Genomic DNA, 19773 nt, shown 5'->3' on the forward strand with positions numbered 1-19773 from the left:
CTTTTTTATCTAATTTGTTTCTCAAGGTTCGCTGCGTTGTTACCATGTAATCTACCCTAGTAATGCTTAGCTCGTCCTGATGAGGTGCGTATTATAGAGAGTTTCTGATGAGTGTCAACTGCTTTTTGACAAGTTTTTTAATTAATTTCGACAAACATAAAATAGACTAGTGTTTTCAATATGTTAGTAAAAAAACTTTTTAGGACGGCGCGGCGACTTAAACCATCATCACTTCATTAGTTATATAGTGGTAGCAAAATTGGCGTTATCTATTACCTATTGAAATCTGCTTAATAAATACTTATATAGTCAATCCGATATAGACATGATACAGCGATATAAAACGTTATTTTTCATAGCATCGGTAATTAGGTAACTTTGAAGCATCAAGTGCTGCATCGATACTTGAACAGTCACCGTGCTGACGTCGCTTGTTATAATACTCTTGTCACTTTCTATCTATAGTCTCCAACCTAGTGTTGCTAGGCAGTGTTTGCTATAATACTGGCTTTTATGACACTACCTTGTAATGCTAAAGTGAGCCTTTAGATGAAGTGGCCAAAAGCCTGCTGTTAATATCGTCTCAACATTAGTGTTTTAGGTGGTACTTTTCTTAACATATCACAGCAGTTAGATATAATTGATGCGGTCTTACGGTTATATGATTGATGGTTGCAATCATCACTGCCAACGGATCCAAAAAGGTGAATAGATTATGGTAGCGATTACTTTACCAGATGGTAGCGTAAAAAACTTTGAAGGCAATACCACCGTCATGGAAGTGGCGCAGAGTATTGGTGCAGGACTTGCCAAAGCGACGGTCGCTGGGCGCGTTGATGGTCACCTGGTCGATGCACACGATCCGATAACCCATGATGCCAAAGTTGAAATCGTGACGCCAAAAGACGCTGACGGTGTCGATATCATTCGCCACTCCTGCGCCCACTTGTTAGGTCATGCAGTAAAACAGCTCTACCCAGAGGTAAAAATGGTCATCGGACCGGTCATCGAAGATGGTTTTTATTACGACATCTATAGCGAGACGCCATTTACCCCTGAGCATATGGAAGCCATCGAAAAACGCATGATGCAACTGATCAAACAAGATTATGATGTTATCAAAAAAATGACACCGCGCGATGAAGTCATCAAGATATTCGAAGCGCGCGGCGAAGATTATAAGCTGAAACTGATCAATGATATGCCGGGTGAAGAAGCTTTTGGTCTGTACCACCATCAAGAATACGTCGATATGTGCCGTGGTCCGCACGTACCAAACACGCGCTTTTTAAAAGTATTTAAACTGACCAAAATGTCGGGTGCATACTGGCGCGGTGATGCCAAAAACGAGCAGCTGCAACGTATCTATGGTACAGCATGGGCTGATAAAAAAGACCTAAAGGCCTATATCCAGCGTATTGAAGAAGCAGAAAAACGCGACCACCGTAAAATTGGTAAAGCGCTCAATCTGTTTCATATGCAAGAGCAAGCGCCGGGCATGGTGTTTTGGCACCCTAATGGCTGGACGATTTATCAAGTACTTGAGCAATATATGCGCAAAGTCCAACACGATCACGGCTATGAAGAAATTAAAACACCGCAAATCGTCGATCGTAGCTTGTGGGAGCGCTCAGGACACTGGGGCAACTATGCCACCAATATGTTTACCACTGCCAGCGAAAACCGTGATTATGCGGTAAAGCCAATGAACTGCCCATGTCACGTGCAAGTATTTAACCAAGGCCTAAAGTCATATCGTGACCTGCCACTGCGTATGGCAGAGTTTGGCTCGTGTCACCGTAATGAGCCATCAGGCTCCTTGCATGGTTTGATGCGCGTACGCGGCTTTACGCAAGATGATGCGCATATCTTCTGTACCGCAGCACAAATTCAGCAAGAGGTCGCTGACTTTATTAAACTGACCCTAAAAGTCTACGAAGACTTCGGCTTTGATAACATCATCATGAAGCTCTCTACCCGCCCTGAAAAGCGTGTCGGCTCTGATGAGTCTTGGGATTTTGCCGAAAAAGCTTTGGCCGATGCTCTCGACAGCTCAGGTCTCGATTGGGAATACTTGCCGGGTGAAGGCGCGTTTTATGGTCCGAAGATTGAATTTAGTCTAAAAGACTCTCTAGGCCGCGTCTGGCAGTGCGGTACCATTCAGGTCGACCCCAATATGCCTGAGCGTCTTGATGCCGAATTCGTCAACGAACAAAACGAGCGTGAAACCCCAATCATGCTACACCGTGCTATCTTAGGATCGTTCGAGCGTTTCATCGGTATTTTGATCGAACACTATGCCGGTTGGATGCCAGTATGGCTTGCACCCAAGCAAGTGGTGGTGATGAATATCACTGACAAGCAAGCAGAGGCTTGTGAAAATGTGGTTAATGAGCTGAAAAACGTCGGTATTCGAGCCGTTAGCGACTTGCGTAACGAAAAGATTGGATTTAAGATACGAGAGAAAACATTAGAACGTATCCCCTATATGCTAGTATTAGGGGATAAAGAGATTGAAACGGGCAGCGTCAATGTCCGGACGCGTGAAGGCGAAAACCTTGGCGTGATGAGTATCTCTGACTTTATGACATTAGTACAGACCGCTGTCGGTAAAAAAGGCCGACAGACCCCAAAAACAGATGAGGAGTAATACCTATTAAACAGTCCAACCGTTTGAACATCAACGAAGATATCAAAGCTAAAGAAGTCCGACTCGTTAAAGAAGACGGCGAACAAATGGGCGTGGTCGATATCGAAACCGCGATGAAAGCGGCGCGTGATGAAAACTTAGATTTGGTCGAATTGGTTCCTGAAGCAAAACCGCCTGTATGTAAGATCATGGATTATAAGCACTTCTTATATGATCAAAAACAAAAGGCCAAAGAAGCTAAGAAAAACCAAAAGCAGACTCAGCTTAAAGAGATGAAACTACGCCCTAGTACTGAAGAGGCGGATTATCAAGTTAAGCTGCGTAAAATCATTAGTTTCTTAGAAAATCAAGATAAGGTTAAGATTAGTATTCGTTTCCGTGGACGTGAAATGGCGCACCAAGAGATCGGTCGCAAGCAACTTGACCGCATCATTGAAGATACCGCTGATATCTCAAACGTCGAACAACATCCTAAGATGGAAGGTCGTCAGATGGGTATGCTGCTCGGCCCAACTAAGAAAAAGTGATCGACTAACCAGATTACTATTAGTTAGTGGTGGCTGTCAATCGGCATGCTAATCCGTCGATGTTAGATAATGTCGATATTGATTAATATGGATACTTATACTGTTGACCATCAATATGCTACGGGATATTGATGGTTTTTTTGTATATAGGCTTTCTGCCTATTTATCATAAGCAGCGATACTGCCTTTATTAACTGTGGTTTTTATCACCTATAGTTTTTATCAGTTATAGCGTTTTAAACGCTGTTTTTGGTATCACAAGCTGACGCTATTTTACAAAACCTCTCTTCTCAAGCTTTTCATTACCAGTTAGTCTAAAGCCCAATGGCTCTGTATTTATTTATTCGCCTTTGTATTTATTCGGCTTTATATAAACCACAGGCTGTGACTTGTCTTTTAAATAAAACAATACCCGATATAGTCGACACTACATAAACCGCACGGATGATGTATTACTGATTTTGTCCCTTTAGATATTATAGGAAACTTTATGCAAGAATTGACGCCACCAGAAAATGCCGCTGCGCCAAGCATTTCACTGACGCCGCCTGAGCCCGTCAAAGAAATACAAAAAAGTGAAGCCGACCAGATGGTAACCCTCGATAAAAGCCAGATACCAGAGCTCGATGCTAAAGTTGATGCTTTTGTCGATCATGTCATCACCAACTCTGTACATAGCCCTGAGTTTCAGCAAAACGTCCAGTCCATACACAACTTAGGCAGTAAAGAGATTCGTGAGTCCGCGCAAGTCTCTAATCGTATGCTCGAGCTGCCAGCAAAGAGCATCAACGACAATCTGTTTGATAACTCCCCTATCGCCAAATCTCTGACAGAGCTGCGCGGTATCGTCGAAGATTTGGACCCTAGCAAAAAAGATTTGACCAGCTCACGCAAGCTGTTTGGCCTTATTCCTTTTGGCAACAAGGTTCAAGATTACTTTCGTCAGTACGAGTCAGCGCAGTCACATATCAATGCCGTCGTAACCAGTCTCTATAACGGCAAAGACGAGCTGCTCAAAGACAATGCCATGATTGAGCAAGAAAAAGTCAATATGTGGGAGCTGATGCAATCGATTCGTCAGTACATTTATGTGGGCAAAAAAATCGATGAGCAGTTGGAGCAAAAAGTCTATGCCATCGAGGCGACTGACCCAGAAAAAGCGCGCATCATCAAAGAAGAGATGCTGTTTTATGTGCGCCAAAAAAACACCGACTTTTTGACGCAGTTGGCCGTCAACGTCCAAGGTTATTTGGCGCTTGATACCATTCGCAAAAACAATCTGGAGCTGATCAAAGGTGTCGACCGCGCGACCACGACGACCATCTCAGCGCTACGCACGGCGGTGGTGGTTGCACAAGCGATGACCAATCAAAAACTGGTACTTGATCAAATCACTGCGCTGAATAAAACTACGAGCAGTTTGATCGAATCGACCTCTGCGATGCTCAAACGTCAATCGGGCGAGATTCATGAGCAGGCGACCAGCAGCAGTATCGAGCTTGATAAACTGCAAAACGCCTTCAATAATGTCTATGATACGATGGACATGATTAGCAATTATAAAGTTGAAGCCCTAGAAAACATGAAACAAACGGTCAATACCTTGACCACTGAGGTCGATAAAGCACAAAAGTATCTCGACAAATCCAATCAGACCACGGTGGTAGAGGTCTCAAAAGAATTAGACAGCAAAAAAATCACCGATAAGTCTAGTGCGGTGGATATCGATATTTGATGGTTTTTTTCAGCTGTCTTCTGTAAAAGCGGACAGCTGTTGCGACTTAATATAGATTAGGCGATTGACGCAAGATATTGCCTCGTCGTTCGTGTTAAGATAGCCATTATTAATAATTTTAAAAATAGATACGGTAATTTATGAGTTGGAACGATCCAAACGCCTCAAGTGAGGCAAAAAGATATGACAATCCTATCCCTAGTCGCGAGCTAATACTGAGCACGATTAATGAGCATGGCGAAGTCACTCACAAGCAGCTGGCGCAGATCTTTGAGATTGAAGATCCAGATCAGTTTGATGCGCTGGGCAATCGCCTAAAAGCCATGGCACGCGACGGTCAAGTAAACCGTGAAGGTCGTCCTTATCGTTATCGGACAGTGACCAAGCAAGATGTGGTCACCGGTACTGTGTCAACGCATCCCAAAGGTTTTGGCTTTGTACTATTAGAAGACATGCCCGATTTGTTTTTGCACGAAAAACAAATGCGTTGGGTGTTTAACGGTGATACAGTAGCCGCAATCGGTACCTCAACAGACAACCGCGGTCGCACCGAAGGCCGCATCGTCGATATCATAGAGCGTCGTCAAAACACCTTCATCGGTACGCTAACACGTGATGACGAAGGTTACTGTGTCGAGCTTGGTAGCCCAAACCATCACCAACCCATTACTGTCACTGATGACAACGTACAGGCTCTAAACGCCAAGCAAGGCGCACCCGTTAAAATCGACATCATCGATTGGCCAAACCAGCACGAGTTTGCTACTGGCAAAATAACTGAAGTTCTCTCCGATGACAACGACCGCGAGCTGATCATCGAAACGACGTTACTGAATTATGATATTCCATCAGAATTTAGTGAAGCGGCTCTCAAGCAAGCCAATGATTACGAGGAGCCTACTGACAAAGACCTAAAGGGCCGTACTGACTTACGTCATTTACCCTTAGTCACCATCGATGGTGAAGACGCACGCGACTTCGACGATGCGGTATATGCCGAAAAACGCTCAGGCGGTAACTACCGCGTCTTAGTGGCTATCGCGGATGTCAGCCACTACGTCACGCCAAACTCGCCGTTAGATAAAGACGCATATGAGCGCGGTACGTCAGTATACTTCCCGCATCGTGTCATTCCGATGCTCCCTGAAGTATTGTCGAATGGGCTTTGTTCGTTAAACCCTAATCGTGATCGCCTATGTATGGTGGCTGATATCAAGATATCGCGCGCTGGTAAAATCACAGGCTATGAGTTTTATCCAGGTGTGATGCACTCACAAGCACGCTTGACATACAACCAAGTCAACGCGTATTTTGACAACCCAAAAGACAAAAGCGTGCCTGATTCTTTGACAGGCAATAAAGACGTCAAAAAATCAATTGATACACTGCATCAACTCTATGAGCTGCTTTTGAAAAAACGCGAAGAGCGTCATGCGATGGAGTTTGAGACAGTAGAGACCTACATTAAGTTTGATGAAAAAGGTGGCATTGAAGCAATATTGCCACGTACGCGCGGCGATGCGCAAAAGCTGATCGAAGAATGTATGCTACTGGCCAATACTTGTGCGGCAAACTTTGCTCTCAAGCATGAGCTGCCTGTCTTGTATCGTAACCACGATCGGCCAGATAGCGAAAAATCCATGCGTATCCATGAGTACGCCAAAAACTTTGGTTTGAGCTTCCCAGAAGAGAGCCCAACGCAGGCCGATTATCAGCGTATCATCGAAGCCACCAAAGACAGACCCGATGCCATTAGCATCCACAGCATGCTGCTGCGCTCGATGATGCAGGCCAACTACGCGCCGGACAACATCGGTCACTTTGGCTTGGCGTATGACGAGTACAGTCACTTTACCTCGCCTATCCGCCGTTATCCTGATCTGATGCTACATCGTGCGATCAAGGCAAAAGTCACGGGTAGCAAACAGCCAGTGATGGATTTTTCACTCGAAGACGCAGGCAAACAAACCTCAGATACCGAGCGCCGCGCCGAAAAAGCCTCGCGTTTTGTGGAGTCATGGCTCAAATGTCACTATATGAAAGATCATGTCGGTGAAGAGTTCAATGGCGTAGTGACCACCGTGACGAGCTTTGGCTTATTTGTCACCTTGACTGACTTGTATATCGACGGTCTGGTGCATATCTCAAACGTCGGTGATGACTTTTTTGTCTATGATGAGACGCAGCAGCAGCTTATCGGTAAAGACAAAGGTACGCTGTTTGGTCTGGGCGATTTGGTCAAAGTCAAAGTCGCAGGCGTTAATATGGACTTGCTACAAATCGACTTTGATTTACAAGCCAAGCTACAAGCCAGTGAGATGAACCAAACCAAAAAAGACCAAGCTAAAAAACCACCAGCCAAAAAATCACCAGCTAAAAAGAGCAGCAACCGCAAAGGCTCAAGCAAAAAAAGCTAAGCTACATAAGATGTGGTAGATAAAAAGGTAGTGATAAAAAAGGCTAACCCAGTGTTAGCCTTTTTTTATGCCCGCTACGCTACTGGGCTTTAGCCACTTGCGCGACTCGCTGCTGCTCGGCTCGCTGTGCTTGCTCTATCTGCGTGGTGGCATCATCCAAGATGGCCTTGGGCTGCTGACCTAATGGCTGACTGGCAATATTTTCACCAGTGTTTGCATCTGCATCTGTCGCAGTCGCCGACTCAGCGCTATTATTGTTTACTAGTATCTCTCTGTGCTTATCACGCTGATGCCCGCTTATCAGATTAAAACCCAATAATACCACCATGCCCACAAGTGCAAAGATAATCAAATGTTTCATTTGCATAAAAGTGTTTCGTCTCTAGATAGTCATCAAATATCTATTTTATTGCACTTTTTATGCCGTTTTTTAGGGCGTGTTCGCATTTTAAAAATGGTGATAAAAATGAGATAAACTGCCGCTAAACATTTGCCACTAAACAAGGAAGATAGCGCAGATAATCTCGAGATATTAGTCAGCTATTTGACCCTGTTTGGCCAGATTTAGCCATTTTTCGCTCGTTTAGATGGCTATCGATTGAGTTGAGTACAGGCGCTAAGCTGATTATTCTTGCGGGCTATTGTTATTTAGCAAATCAGTCTCATCTGAGTTTTCGGCGATTTCTTGCTCGACCTTTTCCATCAGCTTATCATCGGGGCGGGCATCGAGGACATCGCTGGCACTGCGGCCTTGCAGGATAGTTTTGGCACGGGCTTTTGCTTGCTCTTTATCTTTATCATCGGTGGAGCTTGGCGCTTGATTGCTTGAGGTAGCGCTGGGCACGGTGGTCGTAAGGGTAGCACCCGAGGTGGCGTTGTTTTGTGGCATCTGCTCAAAAGCTTGCTCTAATTTATGGTTAAAACGCAGTCGATAAATAGGCTCAGGTAAGCTAAAGCCTTCATTTTCTAGCGCGTGCTTGGTCTCGCGAATGGCGATACTACGCGCTTTAGAAAAATCGGTCTCGGATTGATCCACCCATACCTGAAACTCTAAAATGATATTTGAGTCGCCGACATTGGTAATGACGGCAATCGCTTTTGGCTCATCTAAGACAAACGCCAACTGGTGTATCGCATCTAGTCCAACCTTGATGGCTGCCAGCGGGTCATCGTTGGCGTCCACACCCAGCTCAAAAGTAAAGCGGCGCTCAGGGTTTTTGGTATAATTTAGAATAGTACCTTTAAAGACCTCGGCATTCGGAATGCGCAGCTGGTTGCCATCTAAAGTCATCAAAATAGTCGCTCGCGATGTCAGGCGCACGACGATACCCTCTTGCCCATTGATGACAATGTGGTCACGCGCGCGAAACGGTTGCCGGATGCTAAGCATGAGTGAGGCAATATAGTTTTCAATCGTGTCTTTGACCGCAAAACCAACCGCGATACCGATCACGCCTGCCCCGCCAAGTAACGTACCCAAGACAGTCTCTGCGCCGATCAGGCTCAGCGCCAAGATCAGACCAAAGATGATAAAAATAACTTTGATGGTTTGAGCCAGTAGCTCTGCCACAAATGGATTTGGCGTCAGACGTTGCCACATGTTTTTGCGATTGGAGAGCCAGCTGCCAAACCAAGTCACCAAGCCAAACAGCACTATACCGACCAATAGTAGCGGCAATGCCTTCACTAGATTGGTCACCTGTGCTTTTAGACCTTGATAGACAGTGGTAACGTTGTCTTGTACATCGAGGGTACGATTGATTCGGTCTTCGACCGTGACCACATCTGTCAAGCGATTGGTCAAGTTGATGGCTTGCTGCGCCTTTTTTTCATTGGGCGTCTCTCCCGTCAGGGTAACCACCCCTTGCGTCACGCTGACATTGACCGCTTGCAACCCGTCTATTTCTGAAAATATGCCAGTGATACGTTGGCGGATATCATTGTCTTTTTGCGGAGTCGGCGTGGTCTTGATTTGCGCGTTATTGGTACTCTCACCACTGATGATAGGCGGCGGGGTAGGCTCAGGTGATGGCTCTAGGGTCTCTGGCGTTTCAGCTATGCTGTCAGAGGTAGCAGGTGCTGGCTCGGTATTGTCTTCATCAAGCGCTTCTGCATTGTCAACATTTTCACCGCTGAGCGCGGCGCTAATGGAGGCAGCATCTTCAATAGCTGCATGAGCTGGCAGCTGACCAAGCAGCGCCAATAGCAACAGCAGCTGACCGCATATACTGGCCAGACGGCAGATGATGGTGGGCATTTTTTGCGTGAGATAAATCGACATAAGCATCCTTTGCTTGTTGCATCATTGCCAAAACCTCAAGGTCTTATGCAAGCGTGGTTCCTGCTCTTTGTCTTACCTTATCAGCTAGGCGTAAGTCTATCTACGATAAAGCAAACATACGGCTATTTGCTTGACGCCGCCGCTATGGCGCAGCAAACAGATAGCCGTAGCGCGTTGCCTATCCTCGCCATTGAGCGCTGAGCCCAGCAAGTAAGAACCTAGCGAGTAAATTTTTAGCAAATCTTAGGTGAGCTTAGCTGTCTAGATATGCTTGAGCAGCACGCAAATCGAGTGTGCCTTCGTAGATGGCGCGGCCAGTGATGATACCCTCGATACAGTCGCCATAGGGTTTTAGCAGCTCGATGTCTTTTATGTCGGTCACGCCGCCTGAGGCAATCACAGGCAGGCCACCTTCGCGAGCTAGATTGACTGTCTGTTCGACGTTGACGCCTTGCATCATGCCGTCACGGGCGATGTCGGTATAGACGATTGACGATACGCCTACATCGGCAAAGCGCTTGGCCAGCTCGGTGGCGCGAGTATCAGTGACATTTGCCCAGCCATGGGTCGCCACCATACCGTCTTTGGCATCGATACCCACGATGATATGTCCTGCAAACTCACGGCAAGCTTCAGTGACAAAGTCGGGATTTTCGACTGCTTTGGTGCCGATAATAATATACGTCAAACCTGCAGTGATGTACTGCTCGATGGTGTTCATATTGCGCACACCGCCGCCCAACTGGATAGGCAGAGTTGGATAAGCCTTGGCGATGTCATTGACCACTTGTCTGTGTACTGGTACCCCATCAAACGCGCCATTTAAGTCCACCAAATGTAAGCGGCGCGCACCTTCTTCTACCCAGCGCGCCGCCATGGCCACAGGATCGTCAGAAAACACCGTATCATCCTCCATACGGCCTTGCTTTAAGCGCACACATTTACCATCTTTTAAATCAATCGCCGGAATAATGACAGGCACAGCACACATAGGACATTCCTTATAACGCACAAATAAAATAAGTAATCTAACATATCACTGATACTAAAATACTACCGCAGACCATTTCGAAATCAGTGGCTGACAAAATCAGTCAGAATATAGTATCAGTAAATTCTCTTCGTGTTGGCTCAAATCTGAATAATTCAAACAACGAATAATGCCAAAAACTTAACAATCATAACCATAAGTTTTAGCAAACGGAATCACTGGCAACATTAGGTAAATTCACTTACCGGCTGGCAATTTTAGGTCAATTTAGCGTATAATCCTAGGTAAATTTGTATTTGTTTCTATATGATAGCAACCATGCGCCACACTTTTTTTCAGTTAACCATCACTGAAGTGCTCATGGCGGTCAGGATGAATCGAGCAACAGCTAAATGAACCAGTACAATATTGGCTGACAGTTGGCTAAAAGGGTTAACGTAACAATCTTCAATGCCAGTCTGAGAGCAGACTGCGCTGCGCCATTACCCTTGAGACGTCTTTTTATACATCTCCCTTACATCCCTATCATGAGATAACGCCTTAGACAGTCACTCCTATATTCCCAGCGGCAGATGGTCATATACCGTATGTCTACCAGCGGCAGGGCTAGTGTGACTTCGACCAGTTTATCTATCTTTGTAGATTACTTGGCTGCGTTTTTATGTCATTGGCTCTGCAACAAAAAGCCAGTTCATAAAGCGACAATCGTGCTGGTTTACAGGTTTTAATTTTCAATGAAACGTATGATGGAGCTGTTTACGATCAATGCAGTCGCTTTTGGCCAACACCCAAAGTGAGTGCGTTTGGTTTGATGGTTTTAGCATACACCTTGGTAGCCAGTCGCCAACTTTGGTAATTCGAATAAGACATTAACGTGTTGTTAAGGAGTCTAAGGTCAGCGTTAATACTCTTACTAGCAGTGATATTCTTGCGTTGTTTTCAAAGCCTTATGTATCTCTATCCTACTATAGGAATAGCGAGTTGAGGGCTTTATTAAATGACGCAGATGTTCATGCTACCGATATACCAAACAGGACGTCTGGTATCGTTTTAGACTATGGACTAAGTTTTCGCTTATGATTACCATCAAAAAAGGTTTGGATTTGCCCATCACCGGTGAACCCTCCCGCGAGATATCTGAGCACCAACCAACACATGTAGCAGTCATTGGCTATGATTATGTGGGTATGAAACCCACAATGAATGTCAAAGAAGGTGATGTCGTAGCTAAAGGCCAGCCCGTTTTTGAAGACAAAAAACGTGTTGGTGTTATCTACACTGCCCCTGCTGCTGGTAAAGTCGTCGCGATCAATCGCGGCGAGCGCCGAGTGTTTGAAAGCCTTGTGATTGCGGTCGACCCAAACGGTGAAGAAGTAGACTTCGAGCGCTATGACTCCCAGCAACTTGCTGACCTAGACTCGAAGGTCGTTGAAACCCAACTGCTGGCCTCTGGCGAATGGACTGCGTTTCGTACGCGCCCCTATAGCCGCGCACCAGAAATCGGTGCCCGTCCGCATGCCATCTTTGTCACCGCGATGGATACCAATCCACTTGCGTTTGACCCGATGCTGCTGATCAATGAGGAGCTGCAAGCGTTCAATGACGGCCTCGCAGTATTATCTACCCTCAGCCCTAAGACTTTTGTCTGTCATCATGGTGATGCTAGCCTGCCGCCCGTTGCAAAAACCGCGGCAAACAACGTCACTGAGTATCATAGTTTTGCAGGTAAGCATCCAGCAGGACTCGCCGGCACGCACATTCACTTTTTGCATCCAGTCATGCGCGGTGTCACCGTCTGGACGATTGGCTATCAAGATGTGATTGCTATCGGTAAGCTATTTACCACTGGCCACTTGTACACGCGCCGTATGATTAGCTTGGCAGGCCCTGCAGTCAATACGCCACATCTGATCGCAACCGAGCGCGGTGCTGACATCACAGCATTGACCAAAGGCCAACTGGCCGCTGGTGAAAACCGTGTCATCTCAGGCTCAGTGCTGTCAGGACGCAAGGTGTTTAGCAGCATCGCTTATCTTGGCCGCTTTCACAACCAAGTCAGCGTCCTACCTGAAGGCCGTGAGCGTCCAGCATTTCACTTCTTTACCGTTGGTAAAAACCGCTTCTCTAAACTGCCTATCTATATCTCTCAGTTTTTTGGTGGCAAAAAATACAACTTCACCACCACCAGCAACGGCTCACCGCGTGCGATGGTACCCATCGGTGTCTATGAAGAAGTCATGCCGCAAGATTATCTGCCAACACAGCTACTACGTGCCTTGATTGTTGAGGATATCGTTAGCGCCGTTGATTTGGGCGCACTCGAATTGGACGAAGAAGATTTGGCATTATGCACCTTCGTCTCTCCTGGCAAATATGAATTCGGTGATATCTTGCGTGATAACTTAACGCGCATTGAGCTGGAGGGCTAACCACGATGAAATTTTTACACAATATGTTCGATCGTATGGAGCCGTCTTTTACCAAGGGTGGCAAACACGAAAAGTACTATGCCATCTTTGAGATGTTCGATACGTTTTTGCGTCAGCCAGGTACCACTACCTACGCCTCGTCACACGTGCGCGATGGTATCGATCTAAAACGCATCATGATTACCGTCTGGCTCTGTACCTTCCCTGCGATGTTTTGGGGTATGTACAATATCGGCCACCAAGCATTAACTGCCATCGCTCAGCTAGGCTTGCAGCCTGAAGGCTGGCGCACGGTCATCACCAGCATGGCAGGTTACAATCCAGATAGTATTTGGGCCAGCTTTGTCTATGGGGCCATGCAGTTCTTACCCATTTATATCGTCACCTTCGCGGTTGGTATTCTCTGTGAGATTATCTTCGCCGTGGTGCGCGGCCATGAAGTCAACGAAGGTTTCTTTGTGACCTCAGTACTCTTCGCGCTTTGTCTACCGCCAGATATCCCATTATGGCAAGTCGCCTTGGGTATCATCTTTGGTGTGGTCGTGGCAAAAGAGGTCTTCGGTGGTACGGGTAAAAACTTCCTAAACCCTGCTCTATCAGGTCGTGCCTTCCTCTACTTTGCCTATCCAGCGTATATGTCAGGTGACTCAATCTGGACAGCGGTGGACGGCTTCTCTGGCGCGACACCGCTTGGTCTTGCAGCGCTTGGCGTCGCTCCACAAGATTTCGTCGATGTCTATGGCAATGCCATCACTTGGAGTGATGCGTTCTTGGGCAACATGCAAGGCAGTATCGGTGAAGTCTCTACGCTCGCTATCCTCATGGGTGCGGCCGTACTACTGTGGACGCGTATCGCCTCATGGCGCATCATGGCAGGCTGTGTGGTCGGCCTCATCGCCACCTCGCTGGTCTTTAATATGATTGGCTCAGAAGACAATCTGATGATGAATCTGCCGTTTTATTGGCACTTGGTCATCGGTGGCTTCGCTTTCGGTGCGGTATTTATGGCAACCGATCCTGTCTCTGCTGCGCATACCAATAAAGGCCGCTGGGCGTATGGCATCTTGATTGGCTTTATGACCGTATTGATTCGCGTCGTCAACCCAGCCTTCCCAGAAGGCATCATGCTGGCCATTTTATTCGCCAACTTATTTGCTCCATTGTTTGATTACTTTGTTACCCAAGCAAACATCAAACGCCAAACTGCTCGGAGGGTTCGTTATGTCCAAGCCCAAAAGTAATAACGCAAAAACCATCAGCGTTGCACTGACGCTATGTTTGGTGTGCTCTGTATTGGTCTCGGCAGTTGCTGTGGGTCTAAAACCAGCACAAATCGAAAACGCTCGCTTAGACCGTAACAAAAATATCCTCGTTGCCGCCGGCCTGTACAATGCTGAGTCAGATACTGCAAGCGATGTGGCTGAGCGTTTTAAAGATTTTGATGTCGAGATCATCGACCTAAATACAGGTGACTATCTCGATGATGAGGCGCTAAAAGCCGCTGGCATCCCTGATCGCAACGTCTATGACGCCAGTCAAGCAACCAAAAACCAAGCTTTGAGTGAAGACTTGGGCGACAACGATCCTGCTGGTATTGGCCGTAAGCCAAAATATGCCAAAGTCTACGTAAAAAGCGACGACGCTGGCAATCCTGAAATGGTGGTGCTACCGATTCAAGGCTATGGCCTATGGGGCACGATCTATGGTTTCTTAACGCTTGAGAGCGACATGAATACCATCAAAGGTATCAGTTTTTATGAGCATAAAGAAACCCCAGGGCTCGGTGCTCGTATCGAAGAGCCAGAGTGGCGCGCCCAGTGGAGTGGCATCCAGTCGTATGACGAAGATGGCAATGTGGCTACTGGCGTGACCAAAGCTGGCACACCAAAAGATAACTGGGTCGATGGCATCAGCGGTGCAACCTTAACGGGTCGCGGTGTCAGCAATATGATTCAGTTTTGGCTGGGTGAGCAAGGCTACAAGCCTTATCTAGATAAGCTGCGCCAAGACAGTGGTCAAACGATTGACAATGCAGACACGCAAGCCAGTCAAGCGACGCTGACAGCTGAACCGAACACCGAACTGGCAGCGCCAGTAGTAAACGGCAAGGAGGCATAACATGGCTGACACCAAAAGTATTTTAACCACGCCTATCTTTGACAATAACCCCATTGCCCTACAGATCCTAGGTATCTGCTCGGCATTGGCAGTCACCACCAGCATGGCCAACGCCATGGTGATGTGTGTGGCCTTGACACTGGTAACAGCGTTTTCGAGCTTTTTTATCTCTATCATCCGTAAGCAAATTCCATCGAGCATTCGTATTATCGTCCAGATGACGATTATTGCCTCGTTGGTTATTTTGGTCGATCAGGTACTAAAAGCGGTGGCTTATGATGTGAGTAAAGGTCTATCGGTCTTCGTTGGTTTGATCATTACCAACTGTATCGTGATGGGCCGTGCCGAAGCCTTTGCCATGAGCAATCCGCCTGTCCCTAGCTTTTTGGATGGGATCGGTAACGGTCTTGGGTATTCAGCGGTATTGTTATTTGTCGCAACCATCCGTGAGCTACTCGGTGCCGGTACCTGGTTTGGTATCACCATCTTGCAGCCTGTCACTGATGGCGGCTGGTATATTCCAAACGGTTTGTTATTACTACCACCGTCAGCGTTCTTTATCATCGGTTTGTTTATCGCCATTGTGCGTATCTGGAAACCAGAACAAGTTGAAGATGCTGAGTTTGTCATGAAGCCGCAATCTAAAGGCATGGTACATGGAGGCGGTCACTAATGGGACACTATGTTAGTTTATTTATAACCTCAGTCTTTATCGAGAATATGGCGCTGGCCTACTTCTTAGGTATGTGTACCTTTTTGGCAGTGTCCAAGAAAGTCTCAACGGCCATAGGCCTTGGGGTCGCAGTCATTGTCGTGATGGCCATCACCGTACCGCTAAACAATCTGTTGTTTCAGTTTATCCTAAAAAGTGGGGCGCTGGCATGGGCAGGCTTTCCTGATATTGACCTAAGCTTCTTAGGCCTACTTAGTTATATCGGTCTGATTGCTGCGACCGTACAGATTCTAGAGATGTTCTTAGATAAGTTCGTTCCAAGCTTGTACAACGCGCTTGGGGTGTTCTTACCGCTGATTACTGTCAACTGTGCCATCTTGGGTGGTGTTCTGTTTATGGTGGAGCGTGACTACAACTTTAGCGAATCGGTCGTATATGGCGTGGGCGCAGGTTTTGGTTGGGCATTGGCGATTACCGCATTGGCTGGTATCCGTGAAAAGCTCAAATACTCAGACATCCCAGCACCGCTGCGTGGTCTTGGTATTACCTTTATCACGGTTGGTCTGATGTCACTTGGCTTTATGTCTTTTGGCGGTATGTCAATCTAAACCGCTACGCTGAAAAGCCTAGTTAGCGATTTGACCTATTTAATTCATTTATTCGGTAGGGGTAGCAGTAGACGCTAGGCGTCCTGTTACTCCCCTACTCCATAGATTAAGGATACATATCATGGATTATGCTACGGCGATTGGTGGCGTTGCTATGTTTACCTTGATCATCATGGGCCTGGTCGCCATTATTTTGGCGGCGCGCTCAAGACTGGTCAGTTCAGGTGATGTTACCATCCATATCAATGATAATCCCGATAATGACGTTGTGACACCAGCGGGCGGCAAGCTACTGCAAACGCTAGCAAGCGAAGGTATTTTCTTATCTTCAGCTTGTGGTGGCGGTGGTACGTGCGCGCAGTGTCGTTGCCGCGTTATTGAAGGTGGCGGTTCTATCCTGCCCACCGAAGAAGGCTATTTTACACAAGGCGAGATTCGCAATCACATGTTCTATCCTGCCCACCGAAGAAGGCTATTTTACACAAGGCGAGATTCGCAATCACATGCGCTTAGCCTGTCAGGTAGCTGTCAAGCAAGACATGAAAATCGAGATCGACCCTGAGTTTTTTGATGTACAAAAATGGGAATGTGAAGTTATCTCTAACGATAACGTGGCAACCTTTATCAAAGAGCTGGTACTTAAGATTCCAGAAGGCGAGGAAGTCAACTTCCGCGCTGGTGGCTATGTACAGCTAGAAGCGCCGCCGCATGAAGTACATTACAAAGACTTTGATATCGGTGAAGAGTACCGTGAAGACTGGGAAAAGTTCGGCGTCTTTAAATACGTCTCAAAAGTCGATGAACCCGTTATTCGTGCGTACTCGATGGCCAACTACCCAGAAGAAAAAGGCATCATCAAGTTTAATATCCGTATCGCCAGTCCACCGCCGCGTGGTCCTGAAGGTATCCCGCCGGGCAAGATGTCGTCTTGGGTATTTAGCCTAAAACCTGGTGATAAGGTGACGGTATCAGGCCCATATGGTGAGTTCTTTGCCAAAGATACCGATGCTGAGATGATCTTCGTCGGGGGCGGTGCTGGTATGGCACCGATGCGCTCGCACATCTTCGATCAGCTAAAACGTCTAAATTCTAAGCGTAAGATTAGCTTTTGGTACGGTGCGCGCTCGATTCGTGAAATGTTCTATGTCGAAGACTACGATCAGCTCGAAGAAGAGTTCGATAACTTTGAGTGGCATGTGGCGCTATCTGATCCATTACCAGAAGATAACTGGGATGGTCCGACCGGCTTTATCCATAATGTGCTACTTGAAAATTACCTAAAAGACCATCCAAACCCAGAAGACTGTGAATACTACATGTGTGGGCCACCGATGATGAACGCGGCGGTAATTGACATGCTCCATAGTTTGGGCGTGGAGGATGAAAACATCCTACTTGATGACTTCGGTGGTTAAGTAAAAAAGCAACACTAAAAGCGACAGTAAAAAAAGAGCCTCAAGTGAGGCTCTTTTTTTGTCAAAAGATTTACCTCTAATAAAAGCACTGACTCAAAACTTGAACTAAAATCTAAGGCAACGCTATTGGCCTTATAGGTGATAAGGGGTGTAAAATAGGAGAGGTTTAGCGCCGTTATTCGTTGACGCTCCATTCACCCCTTTGCCTTATCAAGCTGTGATGACTCATATGACAAATGTAACCTCGTTTTTTGCCGCGCCTCAATCCATACGCCCGACCTTACTGACGATGACCACTGTAGGCGCTATAATGAGCCTCAGTGCTTGCCAGCAAACACCAGATTATAACTATCTGACTGGTGAAACGATGGGGACAAGCTACCATATCAGCTATCAGCTCCCTGATAATGCAGATGAAGCTGCCATACAAGCAGCCATCGATCAGCGGCTGCAACAGATCAATGATAGCATGTCGACCTATCAATCTGACTCTACTATCTCTAAGTTCAACCAGCTAGGAAAGGACACACCCATAGCGATCGATGCCGACTTTGCACATGTGCTTGAGGTGTCGCGCACCGTCTATCAGCAGTCCGGCGGTGCCTTTGATCCAACAGTGATGCCCCTAGTAGAGACGTGGGGGTTTGGTAGTACCATGACCGTCGAGCGCTTACAAAATCCACCCACTGCGCTCGAGATCGCTCAAGCAAAAGCCTTGGTCGATTTTGACAGTATCGTACAAGATCAGCAAAGCATCTACAAAACCAAAAAAGGCGTGGGGCTGGATTTTTCTGCGGTGGCAAAAGGCTATGGCGTCGATGTCATCGCTGATGTGCTCAAAAACGACTATCAAATCAAAAACTATATGGTGGAGATAGGCGGCGAGATTGCGACCTCTGGTGTCAACAAACAAAAATCGACGCCCCTATCGAAGACAGCACTGTCAGTGAGCGCGAGACCATATCAGCGATTCGCCAACCTATCAGCACGGCCAATCAAATGCATCTGGCGACCTCTGGCAACTACCGCAACTCTGTGGTGTTCGATGGCGAGCGCTATAGCCATACCATCGACCCCACCACGGGCACTCCCATCGCGGGCGGCGCGCCTTCTGTCACTGTCGCCGCAGAGTCAGTAGCGCTGGCCGATGCGTGGGCGACGGCGCTGACTGCCATGCCGTATCAGCAGGCGCTAGACGTCGCTCAAAAGCAAAACCTAGCGGCGATGTTTGTGGTATTAGCCGATACCGATAATGATAGTGATAAAAAAACCATCAAAGACGCTGACAATATTGGGAAATGGCAAGTGGTACAGACACCAGCGATGCAAGCATTACGCGCCGACAAACCCTTGTAAACTGCCAGCTGCATGCGCCAAACATCTTGATACGCTCAAGCGGCATCTGCAAAAATCTGCTATACTATAAAGGTGTTGTCTTTGATGACAGCCCTATTTTTAATACGAGGTTTCCTCTATGTTTACTCAATTGCTCCCCATGCTTGCGATTACCTTTACTGTATTTGTGCTGTTTTTTGTCTTTATGGGTATTGGATATATGGTGAAAAAAAAGCCCCTAAAAGGCTCTTGCGGCGGGGTGGCCAAACTGATGGGCGACGAGCATTGCTCATTTTGTGGCAACGACCCAAACAAGTGCGACTCACTCATCGCCGAGCAGCAAGAAACCGCGCTTAAAGCCGCTCAGTTAGGCAAATCTGTCTAGAGTAGATATAAATACCGCGTCTGTTACCATACGCTGGTAGTATCTAGTCATCAATTGTTCTTATAATAGCGTCAAACTCTACAAAATAGAGTTGGCGCTATTTTTCTTGTGCCATATTCATTTTGATAGCTTTTATAAGCCGCTGATGTTTTATAAATCTAGAATCAAACCTTCATCGTTATCATCCATATACTAAGTTTGCCCTGTTT

General features: G+C 46.8%; 14 protein-coding genes and 2 pseudogenes. 13 read left to right on the top strand and 3 right to left on the bottom strand.

Features of this window, described 5'->3' with window-relative positions:
• The first annotated feature begins 715 nt into the window (after window positions 1–715).
• The 4 genes from thrS (at window position 716) to rnr (ending at window position 7329) form a co-directional block, all read left to right on the top strand.
• Entirely contained in the window at window positions 716–2650 is a 1935-nt protein-coding gene (gene thrS / locus NK638_RS02720) for a threonine--tRNA ligase (RefSeq protein ID WP_274631841.1), read from the top strand.
• Between the two features lie 23 nt (window positions 2651–2673).
• Entirely contained in the window at window positions 2674–3177 is a 504-nt protein-coding gene (infC, locus tag NK638_RS02725; RefSeq protein WP_274631842.1) for a translation initiation factor IF-3, read from the top strand.
• 490 nt (window positions 3178–3667) lie between these two features.
• Complete coding sequence (locus tag NK638_RS02730) at window positions 3668–4912, top strand: toxic anion resistance protein (protein ID WP_274631843.1); 1245 nt, start codon at window positions 3668–3670, stop codon at window positions 4910–4912.
• Window positions 4913–5052: 140 nt separating this feature from the next.
• Entirely contained in the window at window positions 5053–7329 is a 2277-nt protein-coding gene (gene rnr, locus NK638_RS02735; RefSeq protein WP_274631844.1) for a ribonuclease R, read from the top strand.
• A 79-nt stretch (window positions 7330–7408) separates the two neighbouring features.
• Here the strand turns inward: rnr and NK638_RS02740 are convergent, their stop codons facing one another.
• Window positions 7409–7696, bottom strand: coding sequence for a hypothetical protein (locus NK638_RS02740; protein WP_274631845.1), 288 nt, complete (start codon window positions 7694–7696; stop codon window positions 7409–7411).
• A 258-nt stretch (window positions 7697–7954) separates the two neighbouring features.
• Window positions 7955–9610, bottom strand: a complete 1656-nt coding sequence (locus tag NK638_RS02745; protein ID WP_446739801.1) for a mechanosensitive ion channel domain-containing protein — start codon at window positions 9608–9610, stop codon at window positions 7955–7957.
• Window positions 9611–9655: 45 nt separating this feature from the next.
• On the opposite strand from NK638_RS02745, the gene NK638_RS02750 reads away from it, so the two are divergent.
• Window positions 9656–9811: a hypothetical protein gene (locus NK638_RS02750; RefSeq protein ID WP_192995117.1), complete on the top strand. Its 156-nt coding sequence runs from the start codon at window positions 9656–9658 to the stop codon at window positions 9809–9811.
• A 52-nt stretch (window positions 9812–9863) separates the two neighbouring features.
• On the opposite strand, the gene hisA is transcribed toward NK638_RS02750, so the two are convergent.
• Entirely contained in the window at window positions 9864–10601 is a 738-nt protein-coding gene (gene hisA / locus NK638_RS02755; protein WP_274631846.1) for a 1-(5-phosphoribosyl)-5-[(5-phosphoribosylamino)methylideneamino]imidazole-4-carboxamide isomerase, read from the bottom strand.
• 1076 nt (window positions 10602–11677) lie between these two features.
• Between hisA and NK638_RS02760 the strand changes: the two genes are divergently transcribed.
• The 8 genes and pseudogenes from NK638_RS02760 (at window position 11678) to nqrM (ending at window position 19564) form a co-directional block, all read left to right on the top strand.
• On the top strand, window positions 11678–13030 hold the full coding sequence (locus tag NK638_RS02760) for a Na(+)-translocating NADH-quinone reductase subunit A (protein WP_274631847.1): 1353 nt from the start codon (window positions 11678–11680) through the stop codon (window positions 13028–13030).
• A gap of 5 nt (window positions 13031–13035) precedes the next feature.
• Window positions 13036–14271 (top strand): NADH:ubiquinone reductase (Na(+)-transporting) subunit B, encoded by a 1236-nt coding sequence (locus tag NK638_RS02765; RefSeq protein WP_274631848.1) that lies wholly within the window; start codon window positions 13036–13038, stop codon window positions 14269–14271.
• A complete protein-coding gene (locus tag NK638_RS02770; RefSeq protein ID WP_274631849.1) occupies window positions 14252–15148 on the top strand; it encodes a Na(+)-translocating NADH-quinone reductase subunit C in 897 nt (298 codons plus the stop codon). The genes NK638_RS02765 and NK638_RS02770 overlap by 20 nt, the downstream gene beginning before the upstream one ends.
• A 1-nt stretch (window position 15149) precedes the next feature.
• Window positions 15150–15821 (top strand): NADH:ubiquinone reductase (Na(+)-transporting) subunit D, encoded by a 672-nt coding sequence (locus NK638_RS02775; RefSeq protein ID WP_075101260.1) that lies wholly within the window; start codon window positions 15150–15152, stop codon window positions 15819–15821.
• On the top strand, window positions 15821–16429 hold the full coding sequence (nqrE, locus tag NK638_RS02780; protein WP_075101261.1) for an NADH:ubiquinone reductase (Na(+)-transporting) subunit E: 609 nt from the start codon (window positions 15821–15823) through the stop codon (window positions 16427–16429). Before NK638_RS02775 ends, nqrE begins: the two co-directional genes overlap by 1 nt.
• 121 nt (window positions 16430–16550) lie before the next feature.
• A pseudogene (nqrF, locus tag NK638_RS02785) lies at window positions 16551–17844 on the top strand (NADH:ubiquinone reductase (Na(+)-transporting) subunit F).
• 289 nt (window positions 17845–18133) lie between these two features.
• Window positions 18134–19200 (top strand): annotated as a pseudogene (locus tag NK638_RS02790) (FAD:protein FMN transferase).
• 118 nt (window positions 19201–19318) lie between these two features.
• On the top strand, window positions 19319–19564 hold the full coding sequence (gene nqrM / locus NK638_RS02795; protein WP_075101264.1) for a (Na+)-NQR maturation NqrM: 246 nt from the start codon (window positions 19319–19321) through the stop codon (window positions 19562–19564).
• Window positions 19565–19773 lie beyond the last annotated feature (209 nt).

It is taken from the genome of Psychrobacter sp. A3 (assembly GCF_028823565.1).
Classification (GTDB): domain Bacteria; phylum Pseudomonadota; class Gammaproteobacteria; order Pseudomonadales; family Moraxellaceae; genus Psychrobacter; species Psychrobacter celer.